This is a genomic window from Stenotrophomonas sp. SI-NJAU-1, from assembly GCF_020883215.1.
Taxonomy (GTDB): Bacteria; Pseudomonadota; Gammaproteobacteria; order Xanthomonadales; family Xanthomonadaceae; genus Stenotrophomonas; species Stenotrophomonas indicatrix.
Window position 1 is genome coordinate 4,202,291 of record NZ_CP086598.1, and the last position, 13,258, is coordinate 4,215,548.

Genomic DNA, 13,258 nt, shown 5'->3' on the forward strand with positions numbered 1-13,258 from the left:
AGCCCCCATGATCGATTCCTTCCATCGTTACGACGTCATCGTCATCGGCGGTGGCCACGCCGGCACCGAGGCCGCGCTGGCTGCGGCCCGTACCGGCGTGCGCACCCTGTTGCTGACCCACAACATCGAAACGGTGGGGGCGATGAGCTGCAACCCGGCCATCGGTGGCATCGGCAAGGGCCATCTGGTCAAGGAAATCGACGCCCTCGGCGGTGCGATGGCGCATGCCGCCGACCGCGCCGGCATCCAGTGGCGCACCCTCAACGCCTCCAAGGGCCCGGCCGTGCGCGCCACCCGCTGCCAGGCCGACCGCAACCTGTACCGCATGGCGATCCGCGCCATCGTCGAGGGCCAGGCCAACCTGACCGTGTTCCAGGCGGCGGTGGATGACCTGGTCATCGAGGGCGACCACGTGCGCGGGGTCATCACCCAGACCGGCCTGCGTTTCGATGCCGAGGCCGTGGTGCTGACCGCCGGCACCTTCCTGGCCGGCAAGATCCACGTCGGCCCGACCCAGTACGCAGCCGGCCGCATGGGCGACCCGCCCGCCACCACGCTGGCCGCACGCCTGCGCGAGCGGCCGTTCCAGGTGGACCGCCTGAAGACCGGCACGCCACCGCGCATCGACGGCCGTTCGCTGGACTACGGCGTGATGGACGAGCAGCCCGGCGACACGCCACGCCCGGTGATGTCCTTCCTCGGCTCGGTGGATGAGCATCCGCAGCAGGTCAGCTGCTGGATCACCCACACCAGCGAGCAGACCCACCAGATCATCCGCGACGCCCTGCACCGTTCGCCGCTGTACAGCGGCCAGATCGAAGGCATCGGCCCGCGCTACTGCCCCTCCATCGAGGACAAGGTGGTGCGCTTTGCCGAGAAGGCCAGCCACCAGATCTTCGTCGAGCCCGAAGGCCTGGGCATCGTCGAGATCTATCCCAACGGCATTTCCACCTCGCTGCCGTTCGACGTGCAGCTGGAGATGGTGCGCAGCATCCGTGGTTTCCAGAACGCGCACATCACCCGCCCCGGCTATGCCATCGAGTACGACTTCTTCGATCCACGCGGGCTGAAGGCCTCGCTGGAAACCAAGCTGGTCAACGGCCTGTTCTTCGCCGGCCAGATCAACGGCACCACCGGTTATGAGGAGGCTGCCGCACAGGGCCTGCTGGCCGGCCTCAACGCCGCTCGCCAGGTGCGTGGCCTCGAGGGCTGGTGCCCGCGTCGCGACGAAGCCTACCTCGGCGTGCTGGTGGATGACCTGATCACCCACGGCACCAACGAGCCGTACCGCATGTTCACCAGCCGCGCCGAGTACCGCCTGCAGCTGCGCGAAGACAACGCCGATCAGCGCCTGACCCCGACCGGCCGCGACATGGGCCTGGTCGATGATCGTCGCTGGCGGGCCTTCGAAACCAAGCAGGCTGCCGTAGCCGCCGAGCGCACGCGCCTGGGCGCGCTGTGGGCCACGCCGGCCAATGCGCTGGGCCGCGAAGTGCAGGAAACGCTTGGCGTGGCGGTCAGCCGCGAAACCAACGTGCTGGACCTGATCAAGCGCCCGGAACTGGATTACGCACAGCTGATGCGGGTGCCCTCGCTCGGCCCGGCCGTGGCCGATGGCAAGGTGGCCGAACAGGTGGAGATCGGGGTGAAGTACGCCGGTTACCTGGATCGCCAACGCGAGGAGATCGAGCGCCAGCAGCGCCATGAAGCAACGCCGATTGCCGGCGATTTCGACTACGCCATCGTGCTCGGGCTGTCGGCCGAAGCGCTGCAGAAGCTCGAGCGCGTGCGTCCGCAGACCATCGGCCAGGCCCAGCGCATTCCGGGCATGACCCCGGCGGCGATCTCGCTGCTGCTGGTGCACCTGGAGCGCGCACGGCGCGGACGCGTGGCATAGCCCCGATGATCGCGTGCGCCGGGCATGGCCTGGCGCTACACGTATCCGCCTGCTGCCTGTAGAGTCGATCGGCTCGACGCAACAACAGCAGGAGCTTCCTTGCATGGACGACATCCATCCGATCGCGGCGGACAAGCACGCCGCCATCCTGGCCACCCTGGCCGACATCGAACGCACGCACGACGTGCGCGTGCTGCTGGCCTGCGAATCGGGCAGCCGCGGCTGGGGTTTCTCGTCGCCGGACAGCGACTACGATGCACGCTTCATCTACGTGCACCGCCAGCCCTGGTACCTGAGTGTCAACGAGAGCACCGGCCCGGGCGAGGCCCAGCGCGATGTGATCGAACTGCCGATCGACGACGAGCTGGACGTCAGCGGCTGGGACCTGCGCAAGGCACTGCGGCTGGTATCCAAGTCGAACCCGACGCTGATCGAATGGCTGCGTTCGCCGATCATCTACCAGCAGAACGATGCTGCCGTGGCGCAACTCTGGGAGGCTGCCCAGCGCTTCTACTCGCCGCTGGGCAGCTGGTGGCACTACATGAGCATGGCGCGCACCACGTACAGCCGACATCTCGGCGGCGGCGCCATCAGCACCAAGAAGTATCTGTACGTGCTGCGCGCGCTGCTGGCCTGCCAGTGGATCGAAAGCGAGTCCAGCCCACCGCCCATGGCATTCGAGCATCTGCTGGAGCGTTTGCTGCCGGATGGCCCGGTACGCGGGGCGATCGAAGCGCTGCTGGTGGTTAAGCGTGCCAGCGCCGAAGTGACGGCCGGTCCCCGCATCATCGCCATCAGCGACTACATCGACCAGGAAATGGCCACGCGCGCCGAGGGTCCGCAACTGCCCGCCGGGCATGGCGATGGTCCATGGCTGGATGCCCTGTTCCGGCAGATGCTGGCCGAACACGCGCAGCACTAAGGGGTAGTGCGGGCCGCTGGCCGGCAACCCGATGCACCTTCGGCAGAACCTCTGCAGTTGCCGGCCAGCGGCCCGCACTACCGGCAGGGCTGCGTGCTGCACGCGGTATCATCATCGCGATTGCCCCGCTCTTCCGGAGATTCCGATGACCCCGCTGCGCCCCTTCCGCGACAAGATGCCGGTACTCGGCCAGCGCGTGTATGTCGATCCGGCCTGCACGATCATCGGTGATGTCGAACTGGCCGATGACGTGTCGGTCTGGCCGGGCACGGTCATCCGTGGCGACGTCAATTTCGTGCGCATCGGTGCACGCACCAATGTGCAGGATGGCACGATCATCCACGTCAGCCACCACAGCCCGTACAACAAGGCCGGCTACCCGACCTTGATCGGCGAAGGCGTCACCGTCGGCCATGGCTGCATCATCCACGCCTGCAGCATCGGCGATTACAGCCTGATCGGCATGGGCGCGTGCATCCTCGACGGTGCCCGGGTCGAGCGCCATGGCTTCGTCGGTGCCGGTGCGGTGGTCGGCCCCGGCAAGGCGGTGGGCGAAGGCGAACTGTGGGTGGGCAACCCTGCCCGTCCGGCGCGCACGCTCAGCGACAAGGAGATCGAGTCGCTGCACTATTCGGCCGACCACTACGTGCGGCTGAAGGACGAATACCTGGGCTGAGGCCGCTTCGCCGATGGCCGGGCTCTGCTAAAGTCTGGGCCCGACCAGGAACCGTCGAGACCCCCATGCCCGTGGCTGCACGCCGGAGAGGACTCCAGCGCCCACTTCGGCGGCCATCGCGCTGATGGCCGCGCCGATGCTCGATACCTACCGCGAGGTGGTAACGCCGGAAGGCGTGCCGCTGCAGTTGCCTGCGGCCGGGCCGATGCCGCGTGCGCTGGCCTGGCTGATCGACCTGGCCGTCCGCTTCGGCGCGCTCACCGTGCTGTCCATTCCGCTGGCCCTGCTCGATGAGTTCGGCCGCGGCCTGTACATGGCGCTGATGTTCCTGCTGATGTGGGCCTACCCCATCGTCTGCGAAGCGCTGTGGGGCCGTACCCTCGGCAAGCGCGTACTGGGCCTGCGGGTGCTCGCGCAGGATGGCGCGCCGGTGGGCTGGATGGCCTCGATCACCCGCAACCTGCTGCGCACCGTGGACATGCTGCCTTTCGGCTACGCACTGGGCCTGATCAGCAGCCTGTTCGATCCGCATGGCCGCCGCCTGGGCGATCTGGTTGCCGGCACGATGGTGGTACATGCACCGCCGCATTACCTGCCGCCGCCGGCCACCATCGACAGCGCGCTGGCGCCGCCGCAACCGCTGCGGCCGGAGGAACAGGCGGCGGTGATGGCCTTCGCCGAGCGCGCGCCACGCCTGTCACCCGCACGCCAGCAGGAACTGGCCGGCATCGCCGAGCCGTTGACCAGCGCGTCCGGCCAGGTCGGCGTGCTGCGCCTGTATGCAATGGCCAACTGGTTGCTGGGACGACGATGAAGCAGGAGCAGTTCGTCGCCCGCCATCAACAGGAATGGCATGACCTGGAGCAGTGGCTGCAGCATCGCGCCGGTGCCTCGCGGCGGCGCCGGCGCAGGCCGGGCGCGGAAGAAGCCGGCGATGTCAGCTTCCCGCAGCGTTACCGACGGCTGTGCCAGCAGCTGGCGCTGGCCCGCGAACGCGGCTACAGCCCGCAGCTGGTGCAACGCCTGCAGCAGCTGATGCAGCACGGGCATGGCGTGCTGTACCGCACGCCGCCGACCCGCTGGCGGCGCGCGCTGGAATTCCTGGTTGCTGATTTCCCGCTGCTGGTGCGCAGCCAGGCGCGCAGCATGTGGGCAGCGCTGGCGATGTTCGCAGTGCCGGCGCTGGCCTGCTTCGTGCTGGTGCAGGTGTACCCGGACAGCATCCACCTGCTGATGGACAACGGCCAGATCGCCGAGATGGAGCGCATGTACGATCCATCCGCCGAGCGCCTGGGCCGCGACAGCGGCACCGACTGGATGATGTTCGGCTACTACATCATGAACAACATCAGCATCGCCCTGCGCACCTTCGCCAGCGGCCTGCTGGCGGGGTTGGGCACGCTGCTGGTGCTGCTCTTCAATGGCATCACCATCGGCGCGGTCGCCGGCCACCTGCAGCACATCGGCCATGGCGGCCCGTTCTGGCGCTTTGTGGCCGGCCACGGTGCATTCGAGCTGACCGCGATCGTGATTGCCGGCGGCGCCGGCCTGCAGCTGGGCATGAAACTGCTGGCTCCCGGGCGGCGGCGCCGCCTGGATGCACTGGTCGAAGGCGGGCGCATCGGCGCGCGGCTGTGCCTGGGCGTGGCCTTCATGCTGCTGCTGGCCGCGTTCGTGGAAGCGTTCTGGTCCTCCATCGCCGACATTCCGGCCGCAGTGAAGTTCAGCGTGGCCGGGGTGCTGTGGGCCGGCGTGCTGCTGTGGCTGTGGCGCGGTGGACGCGGAGGTGGCCATGCGGATTGACCATCTGGACGTGGTGCTGCGCGCGCGCAGCAGCTGGGAAGCGATGGAGCTGGGCAGCGCGCTGGTCCGCCGCCACGCACGCGGTGTGTGGGGCAGCTGGCTGCTGGCCAGTGCACCGTTGTTCGTGCTGTTCAATGCACTGGCCTGGTGGCTGGATGCCTTCGGCTGGGCGTGGCTGGCGATGTGGTGGTGCAGACCGTTGTTCGAACGCGCACCGCTGTACGTGCTCTCGCGCGGCATCTTCGGCGAACGGGTCGGCCCGCGCGATGCGCTGCGCGCACAGCGGCAGTGGGGCGGCAGCGGCTTCTGGGGCTATCTGGGCTGGCGCCGTTTCAGCGGCCTGCGCAGCCTGTGCCTGCCGGTCAATCTGCTGGAGGGCAATGCGCCCGCCCAGCGTGGCCCACGCCGGCGTGCAGTCGCCGCCGGCGCTGCGGGCCCTGCGCTGGTGCTGGCGGTGATCTGCCTGGCATTCGAGCTGGTGCTGGTGGTGGGCGCGATCGCCACGATCTTCATCTTCATCCCGCTGGAACTGCTGCCCGAATCCTGGCGCGCAGCGTGGGCGATGGTCAGCGTGGAGGCGCCTGCGTGGGCCAAGCTTGGCCTCAACCTGTTGTGCTGGCTGGCGGCGGCGCTGATCGGGCCGTTCTACGTCGGCGCCGGCTTCGGCCTGTACTTGAACCGACGCACGCAGATGGAAGCCTGGGACGTGGAAATCGCCCTGCGCCGCCTGCGCGAACGCCTGCTGCCGGTCGCCTCTTCGTTGCTGCTGCTGTTGTGCCTGGCGCTGCCGTTGGCGCCCGTGCACGCACAGGACGCCGACACGCCGGACGCCGCGCAGACCGCCACGGCCAACGCCGCTGAAGACGACGACGAAGACGCGGAAGACGCTGAAGAAGCGGCCACTGCGGAAAACGATCCGGCCAATACACCGCTGGTGATCTTCGGTGACAAACCGGTGGATACCGCGGGCTTCCGCCAAGCGGTGAACCGCGCCTACGAAGACCCGCTGCAGCGGCCGACGCGGCAGGTCAGCCGATGGAAGCCGATCGAAGACGCCGCCGAAAAGAAGAAGGACAAGAAGGATCTGCAGAAGGACAGCGGCAGCAACGCGGACCGCAAGGCACGCAGGAGCGGCCAGTTGTGGCTGGCCCGGCTCGCCGAATGGGGCCTGTGGGGGCTGCTGGGGGTCCTGCTGCTGGTGCTGCTGTTGACCGCGCGGCTGTGGCTGCCGTGGTTGCGCGGTTCCGGCCGCCGCAAGGAAAAGCAGGCACCGCAGATCACCGAAGAGCAGGTGGAAATGCCGGTGGTGCTGCCGCCGGATGTGGCGACCCAGGCTGGGTTGCTGTGGGACCAGGGACGGCCGCGGCAGGCACTGGCGCTGCTGTATCGCGCCAGCGTACGCACGCTGGTGGAGCGCACCGGTATCGCGTTGCCGCCCGGTGCCACCGAAGCACAGTGCCTGCGTGCCTCGCGACGCATGTCCGACAGCACCGACCGTGAACTGTTCGCGCGCATCGTGCGCATGTGGCAGTACGCCGCCTACGGTGGGCGCCTGCCCACCCGCAACGATTTCGACGCGTTGGCCAGCATGCTGCGCCAGCAGTACGGGTGGCAGGCATGAGCCCGCGCCTGTTCTGGTCGTTGCTGCTCGGCGCGCTGGTCCTGTTCGGGGTGCCGCTGACCATCCTGTTCCTGCGCACGCACGAAAAGGTGACCGAGACCGTCGTGCTGCCGCCGCAGGGCGAAGCCAGCTACAACCCGCTGTATGTGCTGGGCCAGGCGCTGCGCGCCGACGGCATCGAGGTGCAGTCCCGGCAGCGGCTGGACCTGGCACAGATGCCACTGGCCGCCACCGATACGGTGGTGCTGCTGCAGGACACCGCCGACATGCCGCCGCGCACTGCGCAGGCATTGCTGGACTGGGTCGGCACGGGTGGCCATCTGCTGCTGCGCACGCAGCCACCGGCCGAGGACGATGCCAGCAGCACGCAGGGCCCCCTGCTGGACAGGATCGGCGTGGAAAGCCTGTTCCATGGCAGCGACTGCCAACCCTTCCACGTGGTGGATGATCCCAGCCACGTCGAGTTCTGCGGCGGCCGGCGCTTCAGCCTGGGCTTCCAGGCCAACGCCACGGCCGAGCGCCGCTGGGGTGGCCAGGAAGGACTGGTGTTCGCGCGCCTGCCGCATGGCAAGGGCCGCATCGACGTGCTGGCGGACATGGACGTCATGCGCGGTGAAGGCCCGTCCGCATCAACACGCCGCCGCCCTGTCGACGCCGATGCCGTTGCCCGCGATGGCCTGCATGACCTCTCGCACCGCGACCTGACGCGCTACCTGCTCGATCCCAACTATGGGCGCGGCACGATGTGGCTGGTGTACGGCAGTCGCCCGCCATCGCTGGGCGCGCGCATCTTCTACCAGGGCTGGCCGCTGTGGGTGCCGCTGCTGCTGGCGATCCTCGGCTGGCTGTGGTCACGCGCGCAACGCTTCGGCAGTGCCCTGCCCGCGCCGGTGGTCGAACGCCGTTCGTTGCTGGAACACGTCCGCGCCAGTGGCGAACTGCTGCTGCGCTTCGGCCATGGCACGCGCCTGTACTTGGCCGTGCATGCGCTGTTCCTGCACCGCCTGCGCCTGCGCGCGCCTGTCGCTGCGGCACTCGACGGTGCTGCGCGTGACCAAGCCATCGCCGCGGTGCTGCAATGGCCCGTCAGTCGAGTCGCCAGTGCACTCACTCCGCCTTCGCCGCATGATTCCTCCGCCCTGCGCGAGCGCATCCGCTTGCTGCTCCAGATGAGATCCCTGCTATGACCGATGCCCCTGAACTTCCGGCGGCCGCCACCGCCCGCCTGATCGAACGCGTCGACGCCATCCGCCAGGCCGTCGGCCACGCCTTCATCGGCCAGGCGGATGTGCTCGACCAGATCCTGGTCGCCCTGCTGGCCGGTGGCCACGTGCTGATCGAAGGCGTGCCCGGCCTCGGCAAGACCCTGCTGGTGCGTGCGCTGGCGCAGGCACTGGAACTGGACTATGGCCGCGTGCAGTTCACCCCCGACCTGATGCCCAGCGACGTCAGCGGCCATGCGGTGTACGACCCGAAGAGCGAGAGCTTCAAGATCCGTCGCGGCCCGGTGTTCACCAACCTGCTGCTGGCCGACGAGATCAACCGGGCCCCGGCCAAGACCCAGTCCGCGCTGCTGGAAGTGATGCAGGAAGGCCAGGTCACCATCGAAGGCAAGGCCTTCACCCTGGCACCGCCGTTCATGGCGCTGGCCACGCAGAACCCGCTGGAACAGGAAGGCACCTATCCGCTGCCGGAAGCGCAGCTGGACCGTTTCCTGCTGAAGGTGCTGATCGACTATCCGCAGCTGGAGGACGAGAAGCGCATGGTCGCGGCGATCACCAGCGGCCGTGCCGCCAGTGATTTCGACCTGAGCCAGGTGCCGCGCGTGCTCGGTGCCGGCGAACTGTTGGCGTTGCAGCAGGCCACCGCGGCAATCACCGTGGATGACGAAGTGATCGACTACGCGGTGCGCATCGTCGCTGCCACCCGGCAGTGGCCGGGCATCGCCGTCGGTGCCGGCCCGCGTGGCAGCATCGCCCTGGTGCGTGCCTCGCGCGCGCAGGCGGTGCTGGCCGGTCGTGACTTCGTCACCCCCGATGATGTGCGCGACATCGCCCGCCCTGCCCTGCGCCACCGCATCGCATTGGCACCGGAGCTGCAGATCGAAGGCCAGGGTGCCGACGACGTGCTGGGTGCGCTGCTGGCCAAGGTGGAAGCGCCGCGCCGATGAGGCCTGCGCCGCTGCTGCTGGCGTTGTTGTTGGCCTGGGCCGCGCTGGGCGGCGTGGTGCTGGCCGGGCTGCTGCCACGCTGGAGCTGGGCGCTGGCCGGCGCACTGGTTGCGGTGCTGGCACTGGTTGATCTGTGGCGGCAGCGGCGTCGACCATCGCCCAGCGTCGAGCGCGACGTGCCCGAAGCCCTGGCACTGGGCGTGCGCCGCGAGATCGGCCTGCGCCTGCAGTCCGGACAGGCCATGCAGGTACAGGTATTCGATCTGGTGCCAGGCGGTTGGCCACTGGAATCACTGCCGCAACGCGTGCAGTTGCGGGCGGGCCATGCCAGTTCGCTGCATTACCACGTGCAGCCGCAGCAGCGCGGCCGCTTTGCCTTCGAAGGCGTGCAGCTGCGCATCCGCTCGCCATGGCGGTTGTGGTGGCAGCAACGCACGCTGCCACCGGCGCTGGAGGTGCGGGTCTATCCCAACTTCGTGCCACTCACCCGATTTGCGCTGTTCAGTGCCGACCAGGCCTCGCGGCTGGTCGGTGCCCATGTGAAGCGCCGCCGTGGCGAAGGCACCGACTTCCACCAGATGCGCGAGTACCGCATCGGCGACAGCCTGCGCCAGCTCGACTGGAAGGCCACCGCCCGCGCGCGCAAGCTGATCTCGCGCGAGTACCAGGACGAGAAGAACCAGCAGCTGCTGCTGATGCTCGACAGTGGCCGGCGCATGCTGGCCAGCGAAGGTGGGCTCTCGCATTTCGACCATGCCTTGAACGCCTCGCTGGTGGTGGCCTACCTGGCATTGCGCCAGGGCGATGCTGCCGGCCTGTTCGCGGTAGGCGGCGAGCGTCGCTGGGTGGCGCCGCAGCGCGGCATGGACACGGTGCAGCACCTGCTGCGCGCCAGCTACGACCTGCAGCCACAGGCCGTGGCCACCGATTACCTGGCTGCCGCCACCGAAGTCTCACTGCGCCAGCCCCGGCGCGCGCTGGTGATGCTGGTCAGCAACGTGCGCGACGAGGACATCGAAGACCTGCTTGCGGCGGTGCGCCTGCTGCAGCGCCGTCATCTGGTGTGCGTAGCCAGCCTGCGCGAGCGCGAGCTGGATGCTGCGCTGGAAGGTGAGGTGCACACGGTGGAAGATGCCGCGCAGGCCGGTGCCGCCGCGCTGTACCTGCAACAGCGCGCGCAGGCGCATGACGCGCTGCGTGCCGAACGGGTGATGGTGCTGGACGTCACGGCCGATGCCCTGCCCGCCGCGCTGGTGGAGCGCTATCTGGCGGTGAAGCGCGAAGGGCTGCTCTGACCTGTGGGACCGCTGCGCTCGCCGGGCATGGCCCGGCGCTACCGACACGTCGCCTTGGTAGATGCCAACCTTGGTTGGCACACGCACCACAGCGCCGACCAAGGTCGGCCTCTACCAACAGCGGTTGCCGACCAGCGGCCGGCACTACCCCTGCAACAACCGCCGCTGCAGACGCTCCACCGCGCGCTGCAGCAGCACGCGATGCCGCGCCAGTTTCATCCACTGCGGCAGCCGCGAGAACATCGAGCGATGATGCCCTTTGGTTTCACGCAGTGTCGCCACAGCGTACTCATGAAGCGCCTGCAGATGCTCGGCGTTGTAGGCCCAAAGCAGACCTGCGCGGGTCGGCTCGACCAGATGCAGCGGCAGGCCGAAATGTGGATCGGCCGGCTCGGCATCGCGCAGCGGACGCGTCACGACCGTGACATCGCTGCTGCGACCGCATTGCCCGCATCTGGACGAAAACGTTGGTGGTGCGGGCACGCCAGCGGGAATCCTCCGATGTACATGCAACCATTGGTGCCCGCAGTACCCACACGGCCGACGCCCCTGCATGCACACCGCGCCCACCCAGTCGCCACTGTCCAGCGCAACGCTGCAGCCGGTGCAGCGGAAACACGCCGTCCAGCGGTAGGGCTGCCAGCTCGCCAGCACCCAGCCCGGCGTATCGCAGCGATGGCAGCGCACCGCGATGCGGTCGGCGAACGCGTTCAGGCCGCGACCATCGTCGAAGTGACGGCCCGGCACGGGAGCAGGACGCCCGCGCCGAGCGGGCGGGCGTTGCACCGCCATCAGACGTAGATCCGCGTCGGCGCCTCATCGACGATCGCGTGCGGCACGAAGCGCGCACTGTCGCGGGTGATCGCGCCGTCGTCCTCGCGGATGCCGATGCCGCAGGCGTGGTCGCCGATCACCCAGCTGCCGATCAGCGGGTAGCCGCCTTCGAAGCGGGTGAGCGGATGCGCGCGCTGGATGATCGCCGGACCGTCATATGGGCCGTCGCTGCGCTGCGTGCTGCCGTCGGCCAGGTGCATCTCGATGTTGGCACCTTCGCGCGAGAACAGCGGCTTGCGCACCCAGCCCGAGGCCAGCGCGCTGCCATCATCGAAGTGTGCTTCCAGCAGGTTCGGATGCCCGACATTGCGCTGCCACAGCAGCGGCAGGATGCCCTTGTTGCTCAGCACCGCCTTCCACGCCGGTTCCAGCAGCTGCACGCCCGAGCCCGGCAGCGCGCGACCGAACTCCTCGGCCATCAGGTCTTCCAGCGGGTACAGCTTGAACAGCGTGCCGATCACCGTATCGTCCAGCGCGGTGAAGCGCCCGTCTTCGGACAGGCCGATGTCCTCGATGGCGATGGCCTGGCCATGCAGGCCGGCCTGCGAGGCGCAGTCGCGCAGGTAGTCGACAGTGCCACGGTCTTCTTCGGAACTGCCCACCGCGCTGAAGTAGAGCGGCGGCGGCAGCTGCGTGGCCAGTTCGCCGAAACGCTCGACCAGCGCTTCATGGATCGCGTTGAACTGGTCGGCGTGCTGCGGCAGGCGGCCGGCGTTGCGCTGGTCCTCCAGCCACTGCCACTGGAAGAAGCTGGCTTCGAACAACGAGGTCGGCGTGTCGTAGTTCAGTTCGTACAGCTTGGCCGGGCCGGTGCCGTCGTAGGCCAGATCCAGGCGCCCGTACAGGTACGGCTGGCGCTGGCGCCAGCTGTCGGCGATCCAGTCGCGATAATGCGCGGGGATCGCCAGCTGGTCCATCAGGCGCTCGCTGGCGGTGACATCGCCGACCAGGTCCATCGCCATCTGGTGCAGTTCGGCGCTGGGGTCTTCGATGTCCTGTTCGATCTGGCGCAGGGTGAACGCGTAATACGCGCTTTCATCCCAGTACGGCTGGCCGTCGATGGTGTGGAAGCGGAAACCGGCTTCCTCCGCGCGCGCCCGCCACTGGGCGCGCTCGGCAATACGGATACGTTGCATGGGTCGATCAGCCGCCGACGCTGCTGCCGCTGCGGCGCGCACTGGTGCTGCCGAAGCCGCTGCGGCTGGCGGTCACCGCACGGTTCGGTTCGCTGGTGACCGGGGCCAGCCCGGCCTTGCCCGCGCCGATGCCGCTGGCGGTGTTCAGGCCGCCGCTGCCGCCCGGGGCAGGACGCGCCCAACCGGCGCTCTTGTCCTGGTAGGCCGGTGCCGAAGCCGGCGCCTGCGGGGCCAGGCCACCGCGGTTGCTCAGCATCTGCGACATGAAGAAGCCCATCATCATCGGGCCGATGAACGAGGTGCCGGCCGAGGTGTGCTGCTGCACGCACTGCTCAGGCTTGTAATCCTGTTCGCAGGCTTCCTTGGTCGCGTACTTTGGTGCTGCGTCGGCAGACTTCTTCTGCGCCTCGGCAAACGCATTGCGGCACGCCGAAGGATCAGCGGTAGCCGTGGTGCAGGCCTCCACCGAGGTATACAGGCCTTCCTGCACCTGCACCTGCTCTTCCTTCTGGCAGGCAGTGAACAGCAGCGGCGCAGCGCTCATCAGCAGCAGCGCGGTGGTGCGGGAACGTTTCATGGCCTCATGCCTTCAAGTCGGAACAATGCCCCATCATGCCAAATCCGGGCCAACAACCGGAATCGGCAAAGTAGGAAAGATGAACGGAATTTCATTTTCGTCGTTCCTATCGAGCTTCATCCACGCATGGCGTGGATCTACTGGCCCACGGCCACCTGTCGAAGGCAGGGTGGGTCCGGTTGCGGGGGCGTGAGCGCCATGGGCCCGAGGCATGCCTCGGGCGGGTTGGGCAGGACGCCCAACCCTGGTCTTGCCGTGTGCGCAGGACAGCGCACACGAGCAAGGCGCGACCGAGCCTACATGGACGTATTTACGGCGTCCCCCGCC

At 68.4% G+C, this 13,258-nt stretch carries 12 protein-coding genes; 9 read left to right on the plus strand and 3 right to left on the minus strand.

Annotation, left to right across the window (positions count from 1 at the left end):
- Positions 1–7: 7 nt before the first annotated feature.
- The 9 genes from mnmG to LMF57_RS19160 all read left to right on the plus strand — a co-directional run bounded on the left by mnmG (position 8) and on the right by LMF57_RS19160 (position 10,384).
- Positions 8–1,897: a tRNA uridine-5-carboxymethylaminomethyl(34) synthesis enzyme MnmG gene (gene mnmG, locus LMF57_RS19120; protein ID WP_229290415.1), complete on the plus strand. Its 1,890-nt coding sequence runs from the start codon at positions 8–10 to the stop codon at positions 1,895–1,897.
- A gap of 103 nt (positions 1,898–2,000) precedes the next feature.
- Complete coding sequence (locus LMF57_RS19125; RefSeq protein WP_208082304.1) at positions 2,001–2,819, plus strand: nucleotidyltransferase domain-containing protein; 819 nt, start codon at positions 2,001–2,003, stop codon at positions 2,817–2,819.
- A gap of 145 nt (positions 2,820–2,964) precedes the next feature.
- Positions 2,965–3,495 (plus strand): gamma carbonic anhydrase family protein, encoded by a 531-nt coding sequence (locus tag LMF57_RS19130; protein ID WP_208082305.1) that lies wholly within the window; start codon positions 2,965–2,967, stop codon positions 3,493–3,495.
- A 124-nt stretch (positions 3,496–3,619) separates the two neighbouring features.
- Entirely contained in the window at positions 3,620–4,309 is a 690-nt protein-coding gene (locus LMF57_RS19135; protein ID WP_117311681.1) for an RDD family protein, read from the plus strand.
- Positions 4,306–5,298 carry a stage II sporulation protein M gene (locus LMF57_RS19140; RefSeq protein ID WP_032976855.1) on the plus strand — a complete coding sequence of 331 codons (993 nt, stop codon included), beginning with the start codon at positions 4,306–4,308 and terminating at the stop codon, positions 5,296–5,298. Before LMF57_RS19135 ends, LMF57_RS19140 begins: the two co-directional genes overlap by 4 nt.
- Positions 5,288–6,919 carry a DUF4129 domain-containing protein gene (locus LMF57_RS19145; protein ID WP_229290416.1) on the plus strand — a complete coding sequence of 544 codons (1,632 nt, stop codon included), beginning with the start codon at positions 5,288–5,290 and terminating at the stop codon, positions 6,917–6,919. Before LMF57_RS19140 ends, LMF57_RS19145 begins: the two co-directional genes overlap by 11 nt.
- Positions 6,916–8,106, plus strand: coding sequence for a DUF4350 domain-containing protein (locus tag LMF57_RS19150; protein ID WP_229290417.1), 1,191 nt, complete (start codon positions 6,916–6,918; stop codon positions 8,104–8,106). The genes LMF57_RS19145 and LMF57_RS19150 overlap by 4 nt, the downstream gene beginning before the upstream one ends.
- The gene (locus tag LMF57_RS19155) at positions 8,103–9,089 is read left to right on the plus strand and encodes a MoxR family ATPase (RefSeq protein WP_025877520.1); all 987 of its coding nucleotides are present in this window, start codon (positions 8,103–8,105) and stop codon (positions 9,087–9,089) included. Before LMF57_RS19150 ends, LMF57_RS19155 begins: the two co-directional genes overlap by 4 nt.
- Positions 9,086–10,384, plus strand: a complete 1,299-nt coding sequence (locus LMF57_RS19160; RefSeq protein WP_059065525.1) for a DUF58 domain-containing protein — start codon at positions 9,086–9,088, stop codon at positions 10,382–10,384. Before LMF57_RS19155 ends, LMF57_RS19160 begins: the two co-directional genes overlap by 4 nt.
- A gap of 144 nt (positions 10,385–10,528) precedes the next feature.
- Here LMF57_RS19160 and LMF57_RS19165 read toward each other — a convergent pair whose 3' ends face one another.
- The 3 genes from LMF57_RS19165 to LMF57_RS19175 are packed head-to-tail and all read right to left on the minus strand — an operon-like array spanning position 10,529 to position 12,931.
- Complete coding sequence (locus LMF57_RS19165; protein ID WP_229290418.1) at positions 10,529–11,176, minus strand: hypothetical protein; 648 nt, start codon at positions 11,174–11,176, stop codon at positions 10,529–10,531.
- Complete coding sequence (locus tag LMF57_RS19170; RefSeq protein WP_229290419.1) at positions 11,176–12,354, minus strand: glutathionylspermidine synthase family protein; 1,179 nt, start codon at positions 12,352–12,354, stop codon at positions 11,176–11,178. Before LMF57_RS19170 ends, LMF57_RS19165 begins: the two co-directional genes overlap by 1 nt.
- 7 nt (positions 12,355–12,361) lie before the next feature.
- A complete protein-coding gene (locus tag LMF57_RS19175; RefSeq protein ID WP_140225328.1) occupies positions 12,362–12,931 on the minus strand; it encodes a DUF1190 domain-containing protein in 570 nt (189 codons plus the stop codon).
- Positions 12,932–13,258: the final 327 nt, after the last annotated feature.